Origin of the sequence: Burkholderia sp. Nafp2/4-1b (assembly GCF_003635165.1) — a bacterium.
Lineage (GTDB): Bacteria > Pseudomonadota > Gammaproteobacteria > Burkholderiales > Burkholderiaceae > Burkholderia.
Window position 1 is genome coordinate 541,220 of record NZ_ML058597.1, and the last position, 17,389, is coordinate 558,608.

A 17,389-nucleotide genomic window follows, 5' to 3' on the forward strand; every position below is an offset into this window, starting at 1 on the left:
GCGCGTGCCGCGCGGCGCTTCGCGGTGGCGCGCGCTGGCTCGCGCCGGCCCGTTGCAGGCCGCCGCGGCGAACATTACCGCGCGTAGGACGCCTGCGCTTCGGCTTGCGCGGCGCCGGCCATCCGGCGCATGTCGAAGCCCGACGGGTGCTGGTACACGCGCAGCCCGAATTCCGGCAGCACCGCGATCAGGTGATCGAACAGGTCGGACTGGATCGTCTCGTAGTCGACCCAGCTCGTCGTATCGGTGAAGCAGTACAGTTCGAGCGGAATGCCTTCGGCCGTCAGCGGCAGCTGGCGCGCCATGCACGTCATGTCGCTGCGAATGCGCGGATGCCACTTCAGGTAGTTCGCGACGTACGCGCGGAAGGTGCCGAGATTCGTCAGCTGGCGGCGGTTCGCCGGGCAGTCGCCGGCCGCACCGAGCGTGCCGTTCCATTGCGCGATCGCGTCGACCTTGTCTTCCAGATAGTCCTTCAAGAGCGTCAGCCGTTCGAGCCGCGCGATTTCGTCATTGTCGAGAAACCGCACGCTCGTCGCGTCGACGAACAGTGCGCGCTTGATCCGGCGCCCGCCGGCTTCGGTCATCCCGCGCCAGTTCTGGTAGCTCTCGGTGATCAGCTTCCACGTCGGCACCGTGATGATCGTGTGATCGAAGTTCGCGACCTTGACCGTGTTCAGCGTGATGTCGATGACGGTGCCGTCCGCGCCGGCCGACGGCATCGTGATCCAGTCGCCAATGCGCAGCATGTCGTTCGACGACAGCTGCACGCCGGCCACGAGGCCGAGCAGCGTGTCCTTGAAGATCAGCATCAGCACCGCCGACATCGCGCCGATGCCCGACAGCAGCAGGCCGATCTGCTTGCCGGTCGCGTCGCCGATCACGACCAGTGCCGCCGTGATGAACATCACCAGCTTCACGAGCTGCATCGCGCCTTTCAACGACAGGCGCGGCTGGTCGCGATGGCTCATGCGATGCGTATGCTCGAGCGCGGACAGCGTCGCGCTGATCGTCATCGACAGCAGGAACACGATGAGCGCGAACAGCACCTTGTCGGCGGCCTGCGCGGCCACGGCGGGGATGCCCGGCACGGCGGCGAGCCCGAGCTTGACCACGACGAACGGCACGATGCGGTTCAGCCACTTGAACGCACCGAACTCGAACAGCGCGTCGTCGATGCGGGTGGCCGACAGCCGCGCGAGCCGCGCGACCACGCGGAACAGCAGGAAATGGACGGTGGCCGTGATCGCGCCGGCGGCCGCGAGCAGGATGACGAGGCCGACGAGCGGCGCAAACCAGGATTCGTTCAAAGTCATAGGGGCAAACAGGGTCCTTCGCGTGCGTTGAATCGGCGCCGCGATGCGGCGCGCGCCCGGTGAAGGGCGCTTGAAAGGGACCGTGATTGTGCCATCGGGTTCCGGGCGGGTGCGGCGAATGGCCGTCGTCGCGGTCGCGAACATGCGTACCATTGCGCGGATTTTCGGAGCGTGCCGGTGTCCTCATCGCTTTGCTTTCGCACCGTGCAACAGGCTGCGTACTTGCCGCGCGAGCGTCGCAGCCGTGAGGTTCAGCGCGAGCCGGCTCGTCCGCCCGCACCGCTCGACCATCGCGGCAGCCGCAGCGTCGTCACGAAGCTCGCCGCATGCAGCGCGCAAAGCAGCCCGAACGCCCATGCGTAGGCCGTGCCGTGCGTGCCGCTCGTCGTCGCCGGTTCGAGCTGCAGCCGCCACGCGAGAAATAGCGTGCACATCGTCGTGAACGTCGGGCCGCCGAGGCGCTGGACGATATTGAGCGACGTCGTCGCCATCGGCAGGTCGCGCCGCTCCACCGACGCATACGCGGCCGAAATCGACGGCGCGCCGATCGCGCTCTGGCCCATCCCGCGTAGAAACAGCACAGGCACGAGCACGTACGGATCGTAGCCGGCCAGCGCGAGGTACACGAACGGCAGCGTCGCGACGAGCGCAAGCAGCGCGCCGGCGGCGGCGAGCCGGCGCACGCCGAACCGGCTCGTCAGTGCGCCCATCGACGGATAGGTGACGAGCATGCCGAGCCCGAGCGGCGCCAAAAGCCAGCCCATTTCGCCCGGCGAACGCCCGCACGCCTGGATCAGGAACACCGGAATCAGCATCTGGCCCGCGTAGATCGCGCCGTTCGACAGAAACTGCGTGGCCGCCGCCGCGCCGAACACGCGCGAGCGAAACAGCGCGAGGTCGATCAGCGCATGCTCGCCCTTGCGACGCTCGACGCGCAGGAACGCCGCGAGCAGCAGCGCGGACAGCGCGATTGCCGCGATGCCGGGCGCCGCGTCGATCCGTTCCGCGCCAAACAGGAACAGCACGAGCGCCGGCGACAGCAGCGCGAGGCCGATCCAGTCGAGTTCGCGCCGCTGCGTTTCGTCGCGGTCGCCGGGCAGGAACCACACGGCCAGCGCAAGTGCGAGCGCGCCGACCGGCAGGTTCACGAGAAAGAGCCAGCGCCACGATGTGTGCTGCAGGATCACGCCGGCGACGACGGGGCCCAGGATCGGCGCGATCAACACCGGCACCGCCGCATACCCGATCACGCGCGCCATCTGCTGGCCGGCCACGCGCGCGATCATCATCTGCGCCATCGGTGCGAGCAGCCCGCCGCTGACGCCTTGCAGCATGCGGAACGCGATCAGCGACGGCGCGGACCACGCGAGCCCGCACAGCGCCGATGTCAGCGTGAACGCGGAGAAGCACCACAGGTACAGCGCTTTCGCGCCGATGCGATCGACGAGCCAGCCGTTCAGCGGCAACACCAGCGTGAGCGCCAGCAGGTAGCCGCTTGTCACCCACTGAATCGTCGACAGGCTTGCGTGCAGGTCGGTCGCGAGGCTCGACAGCGATACGTTGACGATCGTTGCGTCGAGTTGCGACAGCAGCGAGCCGAGTGTCGCGACCGCGCTGACTTTCCAGATCGACGGATCGAGCCGGCCGGCCGCATGGCCCGTCGCCGGCCGGGCGTGTTTGTCGCTCACGCGCCGCGCCGGTCGAGCAGCGCGAGGATCTCTTGCGTCGAACCGGTCTCGCCGAGACGCGGGAACAGGCGTTCGACGCTATTGGTGTGTGCGTCCGCGTTGAGGTCGGTCATCGCGTCGATCGCGAGCGTCACGTTGTAGCCGAGCTCGTGCGCCTGGCGGGCCGTCGATTCGACGCCGATGCTGGTCGCGACGCCGGTCAGCACGATCTGCGTGACGCCGACCGCCTTCAGGTACGCGTCGAGATCGGTGCCGGTGAACGCGCCCCAGGTTTTCTTCGTCACGACATGGTCGGTCGGCTGTCGGTTCAATTCGGGCACGAGTTCGGCCCAGTCGGCCGGAAGCGGCGCCGTGCGCGGCGGTTGCTCGGTGCGGCCCGGTGCGCCGCCGGCGACATTGACCAGCACGACTGGCAGCCCGCGGCTGCGGAATGCGTCGAGCAATTCGCGGGTGCGCGCGATCACCGGTGCGACCGGGTGTGCGGTGGGAAGGGCGACGATGCCCTTCTGCAGGTCGATGACGACGAGCGCCGTATGCGTGTCGAGACGGGTTGTGCTCATGATGCGGATGCTCCGTGAATTGGGCGAGGGGACGCGTACGCGTGGAAGCCGTGCGGCACGCGGGCGGCTTACTGCTCGCCGATGCGCCGGATCAGCGGGATCGCGGCGGCGAGCGTGCGGATCTCTTCGGGGTCGAGCCGCTCGATCGCGGCGCCGAGCCACTTGTGCTTTGCGCTGTCGCGCTTGCGTCGCGCTTCGCGCCCGGCGGCGGTCAGCAGGAACAGGATCTGGCGGCCGTCGGTCGGATGCGGCTCGCGTTCGACGAGCCCGTCTTCCTCGAGGCTCGCGAGAATCGCCTTCATCGATTGCGGTTTCATCGCTTCGGCGCGCGCGAGATCGGCGGTCGTCATCGGACCCTGTCGCTCGAGCCGAGCCAGCGCGCTCGTCTGCGACATGCCGAGCCCTTCGGACTCGATTTCGGAACGCAGCCGGCGAATCAACTGGCCGACCGCGAGGGTCAGGTCGGCGGCGACGGTGTCGGCGGAAACGCGGGGTGTGCGTGGTGGCGTCATGCGGCGGATCATAGGACATGACAGTTAAACTTGCAAGTTTATCTGTTGAATCGGTATGGGCGCCGCGGGGTGCGCTGCGTCAGCGCGATCGGGCAACGGGAGCGATGGACAGCGGTAGGACAGCTGCGGATCGACGGGATGCGGCCGGCACGCGGAGCGTGGCCGGCTCTGGCGTTACGCGCGACGCGGCAACGGAACCGGCACGACGTCGTTGTACTTCGGCGACGCGTTTTCGTGCAGCAGGTCGCCGAGATATTCCGCGAGCTCGTCCGCGGTGAGCGCGGCCGGAATCTGCAGATTGGCCGGCCGCCGCTTGCCTTCCGCGCCGACGTCGAACACGGCCCAGCGGCCGTTCGAGCGCACGACGGCGAGCAGACGGCCGAACGCGTTGAAACGGTATTCGTCGTGCATCGCTTCACTCCGTCGTCGGTCAATGGGCCGCCCGCTTGCGGCCGCCTGCATGGCGAACCGTCTCTCGAGCGCGTCGGTCAGCGTCCGGCCGCTGCGCGATTGCGCGTTGGCGCTGCGGATCGTGAGCAGCGCCAGCAACGTGCCGGCCGCATGCGTCGCGTCGCTTCGTGCCTACTGGATCGAACAGGCGAGCCAGCGATGGATTTTCATCGCATCGCTCGACACGCCGGCGCGCGTCGATGCGCCGAGCAGCACGAGCGTTTCGCGGCGACCTTTCACGCGCATGCGCATCACGACGCCGTGCCCCGATTCGTTGATGAAGCCGGTTTTCTGCAGCCGGATCGGCAGGCGGCCGTCGCGCACGAGCGGATCGGAGTTCACGTACAGCAGCTCGCCGTCGCCGGCCTGCACGGTGGTCGACGTGTCGGTCGAGAAATAGCGGATCAGCGGATCCTGTGCGGCTGCGCCGACGAGCCGCGCGAGATCCTCGGCAGTCGATACGTTGTGCGGCGACAGGCCGGTCGGTTCGCGGAAATGCGTATCACGCATCCCGAGCCGGCGCGCTTCACGGTTCATCGCCTTCACGAACGCGGCGCGTCCGCCCGGATAGTCGCGGCTCAATGCGGCGGCCGCACGGTTTTCCGACGACATCAGCGCAATATGGAACATCTGGCGGCGCGACAGTTCGGCGCCGATCGGCAGCCGCGAACCGGTGAACTTGATCGTGTCGCGATCACGTGCGGTGACGCGCAGCACGCCGTTCAGCGGCCGGTCCGCGTCTCGCGCGACGACGGCCGTCATCAGCTTCGAGATCGACGCGATCGGGCGCACGGTGCGTGCGTTGCGGGCGAGCAGTGGCGTGCCGGTGTCGACGTCGAGCACGTAGGCCGCGCGCGAGTGCAATGAGCGCACCGCGCGCGGGCTATAGCCGCAGCTCGCGAGCAGGCGAGGTTTAGCGGCGGGGCGCAGGCGAACCGCGGTCGTGCGTTTCGCGCGCCGGTGTTGCGATGCGGGCGCTACGTGACGCTTGACCGCGTGATGCGTCACGCGCGGCCGACGGTGCTTGACGGCCTTCTTGCGGTGGGTGGGCTTCTTCTTGATGACTTTCGCGTGCACATGCGGCGATGCAGTGCGATGCGGCTGCGCGCGCTGCGCGGACGCGTTCGTTGCAAACGCGAGTGTCAGGAACGACAGGGCGATGATCAGGGTGGTCCGGGCGCGACACAGGCGCGCGATGAGGCCGGTCAAGCGAAAGTCTCCTTTTCACGCGCGTTGCGGCGGCGCGAAATGCGTGGGCGGTCAACGAGTGCGGGAAATTATAAGGTCGATCGTGGGGCGATGACGATGGATGCGCACGCAATCGTGCGTGATGCAGGCGGATTCCCGCTGTTTTTTGTGGAAAGTCGTGTGTGCGCATTCGAAGCGATGCGCGCGATGCGGCGACTCAGCGCGGCCAGTTCCGCCGCGAGACGACCGCGAAGCTGATCGCGATCGATCCGGTGACGACCCGCGACGCCTCGTCGTCCAGCGCATCGCCGAAGCGAAAGCGGCGGCTGCGTCCGTCGGCGCGCGCAGCATCTGCAGCCCCACGCTTGGGCGCCGGCACATCGGGCTCGGCACCGCTTTCGCCGGCGACAACCGTGTCGCACGACACATCGGGCAGGCACTCGGCCGCATGATCAACGGACATGACAATGGATTCCAGAAGGGGCATGCCCGTATTGAACGTCACATCGTTCAATCAGTAAAATGAATGTTTCGATCGCTACGATTCCTTAAAAGAATGGAATTGAAACTGCTGCGTACCTTCCTGACGGTCACCGAGCTCAGCCATTTCAGCCGCGCGGCCGACACGCTGCACATGAGCCAGCCGGCGCTGAGCAAGCAGATCGGTGCGCTCGAGACGAGCCTCGGCGGCAGGCTGTTCGAGCGCGGGCGCCACGGCGCGGAGCTGACGCCGTTCGGCGAACGCTTTCTGCCCGACGCGCAGGCGCTCGTGCGCGATGCCGACGAGATCCTCGCGCGTGCGCGCGAGGCGACCAGCGGGCAGCGCGGGCATTTGCGGCTCGGCATCTGCCTGTCCGTGCTGACGCTCGTGCCGAAGCTCGTCGCCGAATTCCGCCGCCGCAATCCGGGTATCGCGGTCACGCTGAGCGACCTGTCGTCGTCCGAGCAGACGCGCCGGCTGCGCGCGGGCAAGCTCGACGCCGGGTTCCTGCGCTTGCCGTCCGACGAAGGGTTGTCGTCGTTCAAGGTGATCGACGAGGCGCTCGCGCTCGCGGTGCCGCCGCATCTGGGTTTCAAGCGTGTGCCGGCCGATCTCGACGTGCTCAACGAGATCGGCTTCATCGCGCTGCAACGCGCACGCGGCCCAGGGCTTGCCGCGCAGATCGACCGGTGGTGCATCGAGCGGCGCTTCGTGCCGCAGGTCATGCAGCAGGCGGAGGACGTGCAATCGGTGCTCACGTCGGTCGCTGCAGGCGTGGGCGTCGCGTTCATTCCGTCGCGTGCGCAGTACCTGTTGCGCGACGCGACCGTCCTGCCGCTCGACGGCCGCGACGCGAAATGGCGCGTCGGGCTCGCATGGCTGTCGGGTCGCGACGATCCCGTGACCGCGCGTTTCGTGTCGTTCATGCGTGCCGCGATCAAGGCTGCGTGACCGGTCGGGCGTATAGTGTCCGCGATTGTCCTCCGTCTGAATGCCGGTCTCGCGCCGGCTCATGAACCCGAACCGATGACTTCCGAATCCGACGAATCCGACGAATCCCCGCTCGATCCCGCCCTCGTCGCAACGCTCGCGACGTTGCACGAAGCCGCGACCGATCCTTCCGGCAAAACGTGGTCGCTGCCGAAGATCGCGAAGCGCGCGCAATTGCCGATGAGCTCGCTTCGTCGCGTGCTGACCCAGCTCGACGCTGCCGGCCTGAGCGCGACGACGCTGAACGACGACGGGACCGGCAGCGCGACCTTGACCGACGAAGGGCGCACCATGTGCGCGCAACTGTTCGGCGCGAACGACGGCCGATAAAAAAGGCTGCCCGAAGGCAGCCCGTCATCGTGCGGTTCTCGTGCGGTTCCTGTGTGGTTCGATAGGCGGCGGGATCCCGCTCACCGTCGGATCACCACCGTGCCGTCACCCGTCCCACGACGGAGTGTCGACAGGTCCGGCCCGTGCGGGCCGGCACGCCGCCGTTCGAAGGAACTCAGAACCACTGCTTGTAGCGACGCACGTAGATCGTCTTCACGATCTGCGCGAGCAGGATGTAGCCGACCATCGTCGCCGCGAGCCACAGCCAGTAGGTACCCGGCAGGTGCATGAAGCCGAGCGAATCGGCGAACGGCGAGAACGGCAGCCAGCAGCCGATCGCGATCGCGGTGAACGTCGACAGCAGCACCGGCAGCGCGGCCGTGCTCTGCAGGAACGGGATCTTCTGCGTGCGCAGCAGGTGCACGACGAGCGTCTGCGATACGAGGCTCTCGATGAACCAGCCCGAGTTCATCACGATCTGGCCGCCCGAGCCGCCGTGCAGGTGATACATCGCACCGGCGCCGAACACGGTCCACATCAGCACGTATGTCGTGATGTCGAACACCGACGACGTCGGCCCGACCCACAGCATGAAGCGGCCGATGTTGCCGGCTTCCCACTTGCGCGGCTTCTTCAGGAACTCCGGATCCATCTTGTCCCACGGCAGCAGCATCTGCGACGTGTCGTAGATCAGGTTCAGCACGAGCAGCTGGGTCGCGAGCATCGGCTCCCACGGCAGGAACGCGCTGGCGACGAGCACCGACAACACGTTGCCGAAGTTCGAGCTGGCCGTCATGTTCAGGTACTTGAGGATGTTGCCGAACGTCTCGCGACCCTTGATCACGCCTTCCTCGAGCACCATCAGGCTCTTTTCGAGCAGGATGATGTCGGCGGTTTCCTTCGCGATGTCGGCGCCGCTGTCGACCGAGATGCCGACGTCGGCGTCGCGCAGCGCGGGCGCGTCGTTGATGCCGTCGCCGAGGAAGCCGACCGTGTGGCCGTTCGCCTGCAATGCCTTCACGATGCGCGCCTTCTGCAGCGGCGTGAGCTTCGCGAACACGGTGGTGCGTTCGACGACCTGCGCGAGCGTCGCGTCGTCGAGCGCCTCGATCTCTGCGCCGAGCATCGGCTTGCCGGGCTCCAGCCCGACCTGGCGGCACACCTTCATCGTGACGGTCGGGTTGTCGCCCGTCAGCACCTTCACCGACACACCGTTCTCGCGCAGCGCCGCGAGCGCCGGCGCGGCCGATTCCTTCGGCGGGTCGAGGAAGGTCAGGAAGCCGCGCACGACGAGATCGCGCTCGTCGGCGGTGCGGTACTGTTCGCGTTCGTCGCCGCGCGGGATCATGCGCGTGGCGAGCACCAGCACGCGGAAACCGTCCTCGTTGTATGCATTCGCCTGTTCGAGCAGCCGCTTGCGCGCGACGAAGTCGAGCGGGCGCACGCCGTCTTCGTCCTGCACATGGGTCGACACCGCAAGCATTTCCTCGACCGCACCCTTGCAGACGAGCATGTGCGTGCCGTGCGTGTCCTCGACGACGACCGACAGGCGGCGTCGCACGAAGTCGAACGGCAACTCGTCGATCTTCTTGTAGCCGTGCGGCTTCACGCGGTCGCCGATCTCGTCGGCGCGCGCGACGACGGCGATGTCGATCAGGTTCTTCTGGCCGCTCTGATGGAAGCTGTTCAGCCAGCCGAGACGCAGGATGTCCTCGTTCTTGTGGCCGGACAGGTCGAGATGGTGCTCGAGGATGATCTTGTCCTGCGTGAGCGTGCCGGTCTTGTCGGTGCACAGCACGTCCATCGCGCCGAAGTTCTGCACGGAATTCAGCCGCTTCACGACGACCTTGCGGCGCGCCATCGCGATCGCGCCGCGCGCGAGGTTCGCGCTGACGATCATCGGCAGCATCTCGGGCGTGAGGCCCACGGCCACCGCGAGCGCGAACGTGAGCGCGCTCAGCCAGTCGCCCTTGGTCAGTCCGTTGATCATGAACACGATCGGCACCATCACGAACATGAACTTGATCAGCAGCCAGCTCACGCTCGCGACGCCGCGGTCAAAGCTCGTCTCGATGCGCTTGTGGCTCACGACGTTGCGCGCGAGCGAACCGAAATAGGTGTCCTCGCCGGTCGCGACGACCACGGCCGTCGCGGTGCCGCTCACCACGTTGGTGCCCATGAAGCACACGTTCTCGAGATCGAGCAGCGACGTCGATGCATCGTTCGCCGCGCCGGGCGTGCCCGGCGTGCCCGCCATGCTGCCGTTGGCCGACTTGCCGGCGACCGCGCCGAGCGTGTCGTACTTCTCGACCGGCAGCGCTTCGCCGGTCAGCACCGCCTGGCTGATGAACAGGTCGCGTGATGCGAGCAGGCGCACGTCGGCCGGAATCATGTCGCCGGCCGACAGGTGCACGATGTCGCCGACCACCACCTCGCGCATCGGCACTTCGCGGCGCGCGGGCTCGGATACATCGGTGACCGCGCGCTGCACGGTCGTCGTCGTGCGGACCATCGCCTTGAGCTTTTCGGCTGCGCGCAGCGAGCGGAACTCCTGCACGAAGCGCAGCAGCGCGCTGATGGTGACCATCGTCAGCAGGATCGTCATGCCGACGTAGTCGCGGTCGTCTGGCGCCGCGAAGTAGACGTCGGTGCAGAAGCTGATCGCGGCCAGCACCAGCAACACGTAGACGAACGGATTGTGAAACGCGTGCAACAGCTGGCGCGTCCAGTGCGGCGGCTTGTCGTGCGCGATTTCGTTCGGGCCGTTGCGCTGCAGGCGGTCGGCGGCCTGGTCGTAGGTGAGGCCGCGCGTGCTGGTGCGCAGCGACTTGAAGGTTTCTTCGAGCGGGCGGGCCGCTTCCAGCGCGGCGCGCATGATGCGCGGTTCGTCTTGACGACCGGGGCCGGTGTTGATGAAGCCGCGCTGTTTCTTTTGCGAAGTATTGCGTTGTGTCATGTATCGCTCCTTGCGCACGAGGCGGCGGGCGGGGAGCGACCGTGACGTTATCGACGCACGAGCGCTCCCCGCCGCGTCGCGTCAGGCGCGATCGGCTGTGGATCGGTGAAAGGGGGAACGCTCGCCGGCGCGCGGAATGCGGTCGGAGAATCGATGCGCAAGGTCGCACCGGCGAGCGGTAATCGACTACTGTCGTCCGAGTTCATCTGCACTCCTGTCGGTTGCGGGTAGGCGACACGGGCAATCGGCAGCGCGCACGCACGATGGCGCGCGGCCGGACGGCACGCGAACGGAACACGCACGCAGCTTGCGCCGCGCGCAGCGCGAACGCACGCGCGCGGCAACGCACGTTGCGCAGCGCGGGCATTCGGCGATATCGAAAAAATTCGGCGGGGATTCTGGCCAGTCAGGCCGGAAGGGCGCCGCATCCTGCTTCCCGGGATGCGGCAGAAGACGAGGCTCTGCGCGGTTTCCTCAGGCAGCAGTCAAGTTGGTCGAGGACCAACTACAACTCGCATCGGTGTTCACAGAACACTCCATGTAATCAGACGGGGGCGATGGTAATAGGTCGTCGTGCGAAGCGTCAACCCTTTTCTCCGCCCATTTTTTCGGGCAATTCTTGCGAAGTGTTAGCGCGACGCCTGGAGCAACACCTGGCGCAACACGGCCGGCGCCGCGAATGAAAAACCGCGCGCAGGCCAGGCCGGCATGCGCGCGGTCGTGTCGAGTCGACGCGCCGGTTACTGCGTCGCCGCCGTGACGGCCGCGCCTGCATCGGCGATACCGGAGCCTGCCGGCAGCGCGGTGCACGACGTGCTGGCCGGCAGCATCGCCGCACGCGCGTTGGCTTGCAGCTTCTGCTGGATCTGCGCGGGCGTGAGGTTGCCGTTGATCGACAACATCAGGCCGACGATGCCCGCCACCTGCGGTGTCGCGAGGCTCGTGCCGCTCGCGGTGCCGTACGTGTCCGAACCCGGCGTTGTCGTGCCGCTGTTGGCTGTCGACAGGATGCTGACGCCCGGCGCGCTCAGCGCAACGTCGGTGCCGAAGTTGCTGAACGAAGCGCGGCGGCCGGTCGCGTCGGTCGCGCCGACGCTGATCACGCCGCGGCAGTTCGCGGGTTGGTCGAGCGCGGTCGCGAGGCCGTCGTTGCCGGCCGCGACCACGACCGTCACGCCCTTCGCGTTCACGTCGTCGATCGCCTGCTGGAACGTCGCGCTGCATGCGCCGACGCCGCCCAGGCTCAGGTTGATGACCTTCGCCGGATTCGGGTTCGTCGGCACGCCGATGACCGGAATGCCGGCCGCCCAGCGCATCGCGTCGGCGATGTCGCTCGTCGTGCCGCCGCACTTGCCGAGCACCCGCACCGGCAGGATCCGGCCGAGCCACGACACGCCGGCGACGCCGACGCCGTTGTTGGCGGTCGCACCGATCACGCCCATCACGCGCGTGCCGTGCCAACTGCTGTCGCTGGGTTCGCTCGCGCAGTGATAGAACGGGCCGCTGGAATTGTCGATTTCCTGCTGCGTGACCCAGTCGCCCGGATCGGTCGCATCGGTGCCGCGCGCCTGGCCGTTGTTGCTGGTGTTGACGTTCGAGATGAAGTTGTAGCCGGGCAGCAGGTTGCCGACCAGGTCGGGGTGCGGCCGGTAGCCGGTATCGAGCACGGCCGTGACGACGGTCGGCGAACCCTTGGTCCGCGTCCACGCGGGGGGCGTGTTGATGCCGACGCTCGCGTCGGACAGATACCACTGCTGGCTGTAAGCGGGGTCGCTCGGCGTATCGCGGATCTGCATCGGGTGATCCGGTTCCGCATAGTCGACGTCGGTGTCGGCTGCGAATGCCTGCGCGAGCGCGGCCGCGTCGCCGGATGCGATGCGCTGGCCGATCGACAGCACGGCCGCGCCGTCCGATAGCGTCCGTTCGACCTGCACGTTCAGCGGTGCCTGCGACGCATTCGCCGCGGCATAGGCGCGTGCGGCGCCGGACGTCGTCGGCGCCGACCAGCGCGTCATCGAGCGCTGGATCACCGCGTCGAGCCGCGTGCCGGCGGGGAGGGCCGCCATCGCGCGCGCGGCCGTCACCGTCTTCAGCCTGACGATCAGGTGATCGACCGGCGGCTCGGCGGACGCGGACGTCTGCGCGGCCATCTGCGCGGCAGCCTGCTGTGTCGCGCACGCGTTGTTGCCGCCGGTCGAGGGCGGCGTGGTCGGGCTCGGGGAAGGCGACGGCGCGGGGGCCGGCGCGGCATTGGACGAAGACGGATTGCTGCCGTCACCGCCACCGCCGCCGCAGCCGGCGATCGGCAGCAGGGCGGCGGCCGATAGCACGCCGGCGAGCATGCGCGCATGAGGGGAGCGGGCCAGCGTGAAATCGAAACGTTTGGCTCTCATGGTGAGACGCGATCCTCGTAGATAACCGTCGTGCTGGCGGTGTGCCTGGGGTCCGCAGGAACACCGGACCTTGTCGTTTTTGTCCGGCGCTCGTCGCAGGGTTGCTGCGACGCGCCATGCACTGGGTAACGGCTGCTACGGGCGCTTCTTGAGTGCGGTTTGGGAGAAAAAGGCGCGCGGGCGCAAACGATTACGCTGCTGCGATGCAGCGCGATTGCGGGAATGGAGCGGGTAGCGCGGGCGGTCGGATGCGATTGAAGCCGGCGGTCCGGGCGCGGCGCGTGACGTGCACGCGTTTGCGCACCACGGAAAACCGGCTGCCGTGCACGACCCCGGCGCGAACGTTGCCTACGCTTTCCCCGATGCGATGCGAATTTTGTCCGGCGTACGATCGCGAATCGATCAACGTTTCGTCAGGAGAAAAGCATGGATCGCCGCTTCCGTTTGCTGGCCGTCGCGCTGACCTGCGTGCTGGCGGGCACCGCGCATGCGCAGGCCCTTACCGGCACGCTGAAGAAGATCAAGGACACGGGCATCGTGTCGCTGGGTATCCGCGAATCGTCGGTGCCGTTCTCGTATTCGGACAACCAGCAGAAGAACATCGGCTACTCGCGCGACATCGCGGCGCGCATCATCGACCAGCTGAAGACCGAGCTGAAGGCGCCGAACCTGACGGTGAAGGAAATCCCGATCACGTCGCAGAACCGGATTCCGCTGCTGCAGAACGGCACGATCGATTTCGAATGCGGGTCGACGACCAACACGCTCGAGCGGCAGAAGCAGGCCGCGTTCTCGAACAGCATCTTTCTCTACGGGATCCGCTTCAGTACGCGCAAGGATTCGGGCGTGAAGGACTTCTCGGACCTCGCCGGCAAGACGGTTGCGACGACGGCCGGCACGTCGGACGAGCGCCTGCTGCGCAAGCTCAATGAAGAGAAGGCGATGAACATGACGATCATCAGCGCGAAGGATCATGCAGAGGCGTTCATGAACGTCACGACCGGGCGCGCCGTGGCGTTCGTGATGGACGAGCCGCTGCTGTACGGCGAGATCGCGAAGGACCGCAACCCGGGCGCGTACACGGTCGCCGGCACGCCGCTCGTCCACGAAAACTACGCGTGCATGATGCGCAAGGACGATCCGGCGTTCAAGCACGTGGTCGACGGCGTGATCGCAAAGCTGCAGACCTCGGGCGCGGCCGAGAAGCTGTACGACCAGTGGTTCATGCAGCCGATTCCGCCGAAGGGCGTGAGCCTCAACTATCCGTTGTCGCCGGAGATGAAGCAGCTGTTCAGGAATCCGACGGACCAGGCGCAGTACTGATCGTACTGATCGCTGCGACGGGACGATGCTGCGTTGCCAACGAAAAACCGCCGGCAGATGCCGGCGGTTTCCGTTTGCGGCCCGGTCGCGCGTGCGACGCAGCCGTACGTGAGCCCTGATTTCAGGCCTTGATTTCCGGCCCGCGGGCGGCCGGCCGGGCCGGCGCCGCCGGCGCCGGTGCCATCGAGCGCGTGGACGGTTGCGCCGGCACGACCACGACGACCGGTTCTGGCATCGCCCACAGCGGCATCGCGAAGCCGACCGGTTGGGGCATCGGCATCGCGAACGCGTTGGCGAGCGCGACGTGCTGCAGCGCCATCATCTGCTGCTGCATCGCGACCATCTGCGCCTGGGCCGCCTGCATCCGATACTGCGCGGCCTGCATCTGCCGCAGCGCGGCAGCCGGCGGCATGCCGCCCGACGACGACGTCTGCATCTCGAAGCTCGCGCCGCCCTGCGGGCTGTGCCAGCTCCACGTGCTGACCTTCATCGGGCCGAGGGCCGTCTGGACGACACGGGTTTCGGCTTTGACGGGCACGGCATGCCCGTTGACGTTGACGAACATCGGTTGTGCGGCCGGGGCGGCGTCGGCCTGCCCGGCCAGGGCGAGCATGGGCGTCAGCGCCAGCGCGCCCGCCGCCATATACGAACGGAATCGCATATTCGTATCTCCATCAAACGAAGACTGATCGAATCAACATTGAACGAATCGTGCGGCTCACGGACGGAGCCACCCGCGACTATGCGAGCGCCGGCTTAAAGCAGGATTAAAACCGCGGCGGGCCCCCGGGCCGGGGCTGTGCGGGTTTCACGGGCCGGCTCGCGAACGCCGGCGAACGGGCTGTCCAGCGCGTGGCGGAACGGGCGGCAAGCAGGATTCAACCTCGTCCGTGCCAGGGACTTCCCGTCGTGTCGCGCAACAACAGGCACAATATGCGCTTCGCCGCGCACCGCTGTTCGTCATTCGAACACGCTGGCGCGCGCCGCCGCCGTCCGAATCCTCCCGGTTGTCATGAACGCCTCGCTCACTCCCGCGCGCGAATCGAACTCGCCGCGCTTCCTGTTGTTCCTGATCTGCCTGTTCGCGTCCGCCGGCCAGCTCGCGATCGACATCTACGTGCCCGCGCTGCCCGACATGGCGCGTTCGTTCGCGACCACGCCGCAGGCGATCCAGTCGAGCGTGTCCGGCTACATGGCCGCCTATGCGCTCGGCCAGCTGATTTTCGGCCCGGTCGCCGATGCGTACGGGCGCAAGCGCGTGCTCGGGTTCGGGCTCGTCATCTACACGATCGGCTGCCTGCTTTCGCTGGGCGCGCCGAATCTCGAGACGTTCGTGCTGGCGCGCTGCCTGCAGGGCTTCGGGATCGCGACGACGAACCTGCTCGCGAAGGCGATCATCACCGACTCGTTCTCGGGGCAGGCGCTGCTGCATGCGTTTACCTATATGTCGATCGCATGGGGGCTTGCGCCGATCATCGCGCCGGTGATCGGCGCACACCTCCAGGAATGGTTCGGCTGGCGCGCGTGCCTCGTGTTCCTGCTCGTCTATTCGCTGGTGATGTGGGCGCTGCTGTGGCACTACCGCGAGACCTTGCCGAAACCGGTCCATCTGGAGCCGCGCACGCTGATGGCGAACGCCGGCAAGGTGCTCGCGAGCCCGGTGTTCCAGAGCTGCTTCCTCGCGCAGGGGCTGTGCTACAGCATCCTGCTGGTGTTCAACATCGTCGGGCCGTTCATGGTGCAGACCACGCTGCACAAGCCGCCGACCTTCTTCGGCTATCTCGCGCTCGGGATCGGCCTGATGTATTTCCTCGGCGGGCTGTCGAACCGGATTCACGGGCGCGGGCTGCCGAGCGCCGAACAGCGGCTGCGCATCGGCGCGCGCGTGATGGCGGGCGCGGCGGTCGTGATGCTGGTGCTGGCGCTGACCGTCGGGTTGCGCGTGTGGACCCTCGCGACGCCGGTGCTGGTGATGGGCTTCTGCGCGGGTGCGATGTATCCGACGCTGATGGCCAAGGGCAATTCGCTGTTTCCGCATATCGCGGGGCTGACGAGCGCGATCCTCGGGTGCGCGCTGCTGCTCGTGTCGTCCGCGATGATGGGCCTGGCCGGCTTCGTGTCGATTCACGTGCTGACGCCGCTCGCGGTGTTCTTCGTCGCGTTGTCGTTCATCGTCGTATGGATGGTGACGAAGCTGCTGCGCTACCTGACGCAGCAGCAGGCCGCGAGCGTCGCTTGCGGGAGCGGGGAGGCGGCGTAACGCCAGACATGGTGGGTGCTGCCGGCCGATACCGGGACCGGTGCCGGCAGCGGCAGTGGCGGTGGCGGTGGCGGTGGCGGTGGCGCGGGCGCGGGCGCCCAATGTCCGGTTTGGGCCGGGGCGACAGGCGCTGCTCAGAGCGGGTGCGCCGCGCCCGCCTGCGTCAGCAGCGAAACCGCGGCCGGATCCGGCGTCCCGTTTGAACCGATCGCGCCGGCCTTTGCGAGCGCGTCGAGATCGCCGTCCACGCCCGGTTGGCCGACGACGAACGGCGTGGTGAGGAACGCGGGCGTCGACAGCGTCACCGAATAGCGCTGCTGCAAGTTCGTCACGACCGCCGATTGCGCGGCCTGTATCGTGCCCGGGCTGTTCATCACCTGCTGGAAATGCGCATTGCCCTGGAAATTGCCGATCAGCCCGGCCGTATTCGTGCCGAGCTGCGCGGCCAGATAGACGAGCATCAGCTCGGTCTCGGGCGTCGTGTTGAAGGTGCCGCCCGCGTATGCGAGCGAATGCAGACTCGTACCGCCTGATGCGACGGTGATCACGCAGGGCAGCGCCGCGTTGACCGACACCCGGTAGTTGCCGCCGCCGTCGGTCAGCGTGGTTGCCGAGCCCTGCGCGCAACTTACCGTGACCGATGCGCTCGCGAGCGCGCTGACCGTGGCGGCCGTGCCGGACAGCGCGACGGCTTGCGTGTTGTTGTTGCTGAAGCACACATCGACGCCGAAACAGGCGTCGCCGTTGCAGCCGGCAAGCGACGCAAGAGCGGCGACGCAGAGTGCGCGCAGCGCGGGGCGGATAAGGCGCGGATGGCGAAGGTTCATGATCGCGGGCAATCGGAAATGGGGACAACCGCCGTGCGCCGCAGGCGTGGCGCCGCTCATATTCTAGGTCCCGAATCGCCGCGGTGCTTGGCCGTTTTCCTGGCGGAGCGCGGGG

The 17,389-nt window shown here is 67.4% G+C and carries 15 protein-coding genes; 4 read left to right on the forward strand and 11 right to left on the reverse strand.

The window, feature by feature from the left end; all coding sequences use genetic code 11:
- Positions 1-74: 74 nt before the first annotated feature.
- From C7H84_RS02555 to C7H84_RS02590, 7 genes are all read right to left on the reverse strand, one after another.
- Entirely contained in the window at positions 75-1,316 is a 1,242-nt protein-coding gene (locus C7H84_RS02555) for a mechanosensitive ion channel family protein (RefSeq protein ID WP_121857265.1), read from the reverse strand.
- 251 nt (positions 1,317-1,567) lie between these two features.
- Positions 1,568-3,004: a DHA2 family efflux MFS transporter permease subunit gene (locus C7H84_RS02560; protein ID WP_121857266.1), complete on the reverse strand. Its 1,437-nt coding sequence runs from the start codon at positions 3,002-3,004 to the stop codon at positions 1,568-1,570.
- Positions 3,001-3,564, reverse strand: a complete 564-nt coding sequence (locus C7H84_RS02565) for an isochorismatase family protein (RefSeq protein ID WP_121857267.1) — start codon at positions 3,562-3,564, stop codon at positions 3,001-3,003. The genes C7H84_RS02560 and C7H84_RS02565 overlap by 4 nt, the downstream gene beginning before the upstream one ends.
- Positions 3,565-3,632: 68 nt before the next feature.
- Positions 3,633-4,088: a MarR family transcriptional regulator gene (locus C7H84_RS02570; protein ID WP_121857268.1), complete on the reverse strand. Its 456-nt coding sequence runs from the start codon at positions 4,086-4,088 to the stop codon at positions 3,633-3,635.
- A gap of 162 nt (positions 4,089-4,250) precedes the next feature.
- Entirely contained in the window at positions 4,251-4,487 is a 237-nt protein-coding gene (locus tag C7H84_RS02575) for a hypothetical protein (RefSeq protein WP_121857887.1), read from the reverse strand.
- A gap of 171 nt (positions 4,488-4,658) precedes the next feature.
- A complete protein-coding gene (locus tag C7H84_RS02585; protein ID WP_121857269.1) occupies positions 4,659-5,735 on the reverse strand; it encodes a serine hydrolase in 1,077 nt (358 codons plus the stop codon).
- Positions 5,736-5,931: 196 nt separating this feature from the next.
- Positions 5,932-6,201 carry a hypothetical protein gene (locus C7H84_RS02590; RefSeq protein WP_121857888.1) on the reverse strand — a complete coding sequence of 90 codons (270 nt, stop codon included), beginning with the start codon at positions 6,199-6,201 and terminating at the stop codon, positions 5,932-5,934.
- A 69-nt stretch (positions 6,202-6,270) separates the two neighbouring features.
- Between C7H84_RS02590 and C7H84_RS02595 the strand changes: the two genes are divergently transcribed.
- Positions 6,271-7,146, forward strand: coding sequence for a LysR substrate-binding domain-containing protein (locus C7H84_RS02595; RefSeq protein WP_121857270.1), 876 nt, complete (start codon positions 6,271-6,273; stop codon positions 7,144-7,146).
- 75 nt (positions 7,147-7,221) lie between these two features.
- Entirely contained in the window at positions 7,222-7,515 is a 294-nt protein-coding gene (locus C7H84_RS02600) for a transcriptional regulator (RefSeq protein ID WP_121857271.1), read from the forward strand.
- Positions 7,516-7,690: 175 nt separating this feature from the next.
- On the opposite strand, the gene mgtA is transcribed toward C7H84_RS02600, so the two are convergent.
- Together mgtA and C7H84_RS02615 are read right to left on the reverse strand one after the other, a co-directional pair.
- Positions 7,691-10,471, reverse strand: a complete 2,781-nt coding sequence (mgtA, locus tag C7H84_RS02605) for a magnesium-translocating P-type ATPase (RefSeq protein ID WP_121857272.1) — start codon at positions 10,469-10,471, stop codon at positions 7,691-7,693.
- Positions 10,472-11,211: 740 nt separating this feature from the next.
- On the reverse strand, positions 11,212-12,864 hold the full coding sequence (locus C7H84_RS02615) for a S8 family peptidase (protein ID WP_121857274.1): 1,653 nt from the start codon (positions 12,862-12,864) through the stop codon (positions 11,212-11,214).
- Between the two features lie 426 nt (positions 12,865-13,290).
- Here C7H84_RS02615 and C7H84_RS02620 point away from each other — a divergent pair, with 426 nt between their 5' ends.
- The gene (locus C7H84_RS02620; protein ID WP_121857275.1) at positions 13,291-14,187 is read left to right on the forward strand and encodes a glutamate/aspartate ABC transporter substrate-binding protein; all 897 of its coding nucleotides are present in this window, start codon (positions 13,291-13,293) and stop codon (positions 14,185-14,187) included.
- A 121-nt stretch (positions 14,188-14,308) separates the two neighbouring features.
- Here the strand turns inward: C7H84_RS02620 and C7H84_RS02625 are convergent, their stop codons facing one another.
- The gene (locus C7H84_RS02625; RefSeq protein ID WP_121857276.1) at positions 14,309-14,848 is read right to left on the reverse strand and encodes a hypothetical protein; all 540 of its coding nucleotides are present in this window, start codon (positions 14,846-14,848) and stop codon (positions 14,309-14,311) included.
- A gap of 351 nt (positions 14,849-15,199) precedes the next feature.
- On the opposite strand from C7H84_RS02625, the gene C7H84_RS02630 reads away from it, so the two are divergent.
- Positions 15,200-16,447: a multidrug effflux MFS transporter gene (locus C7H84_RS02630; protein ID WP_121857277.1), complete on the forward strand. Its 1,248-nt coding sequence runs from the start codon at positions 15,200-15,202 to the stop codon at positions 16,445-16,447.
- A gap of 134 nt (positions 16,448-16,581) precedes the next feature.
- On the opposite strand, the gene C7H84_RS02640 is transcribed toward C7H84_RS02630, so the two are convergent.
- Positions 16,582-17,274, reverse strand: a complete 693-nt coding sequence (locus C7H84_RS02640) for a hypothetical protein (protein ID WP_121857278.1) — start codon at positions 17,272-17,274, stop codon at positions 16,582-16,584.
- Between the last annotated feature and the right edge of the window lie 115 nt (positions 17,275-17,389).

Excerpts from the sequence above, each read along its gene's own strand:
- C7H84_RS02570 (WP_121857268.1), bottom strand. The coding sequence starts at position 4,088 with ATGATCCGCCGCATGACGCCACCACGCACACCCCGCGTTTCCGCCGAC.
- C7H84_RS02630 (WP_121857277.1), top strand. The coding sequence starts at position 15,200 with ATGAACGCCTCGCTCACTCCCGCGCGCGAATCGAACTCGCCGCGCTTC.
- C7H84_RS02590 (WP_121857888.1), bottom strand. The coding sequence starts at position 6,201 with ATGCCCCTTCTGGAATCCATTGTCATGTCCGTTGATCATGCGGCCGAG.
- C7H84_RS02595 (WP_121857270.1), top strand. The coding sequence starts at position 6,271 with ATGGAATTGAAACTGCTGCGTACCTTCCTGACGGTCACCGAGCTCAGC.
- mgtA (WP_121857272.1), bottom strand. The coding sequence starts at position 10,471 with ATGACACAACGCAATACTTCGCAAAAGAAACAGCGCGGCTTCATCAAC.
- C7H84_RS02575 (WP_121857887.1), bottom strand. The coding sequence starts at position 4,487 with ATGCACGACGAATACCGTTTCAACGCGTTCGGCCGTCTGCTCGCCGTC.
- C7H84_RS02620 (WP_121857275.1), top strand. The coding sequence starts at position 13,291 with ATGGATCGCCGCTTCCGTTTGCTGGCCGTCGCGCTGACCTGCGTGCTG.
- C7H84_RS02600 (WP_121857271.1), top strand. The coding sequence starts at position 7,222 with ATGACTTCCGAATCCGACGAATCCGACGAATCCCCGCTCGATCCCGCC.
- C7H84_RS02625 (WP_121857276.1), bottom strand. The coding sequence starts at position 14,848 with ATGCGATTCCGTTCGTATATGGCGGCGGGCGCGCTGGCGCTGACGCCC.
- C7H84_RS02565 (WP_121857267.1), bottom strand. The coding sequence starts at position 3,564 with ATGAGCACAACCCGTCTCGACACGCATACGGCGCTCGTCGTCATCGAC.
- C7H84_RS02555 (WP_121857265.1), bottom strand. The coding sequence starts at position 1,316 with ATGACTTTGAACGAATCCTGGTTTGCGCCGCTCGTCGGCCTCGTCATC.
- C7H84_RS02640 (WP_121857278.1), bottom strand. The coding sequence starts at position 17,274 with ATGAACCTTCGCCATCCGCGCCTTATCCGCCCCGCGCTGCGCGCACTC.
- C7H84_RS02615 (WP_121857274.1), bottom strand. The coding sequence starts at position 12,864 with ATGAGAGCCAAACGTTTCGATTTCACGCTGGCCCGCTCCCCTCATGCG.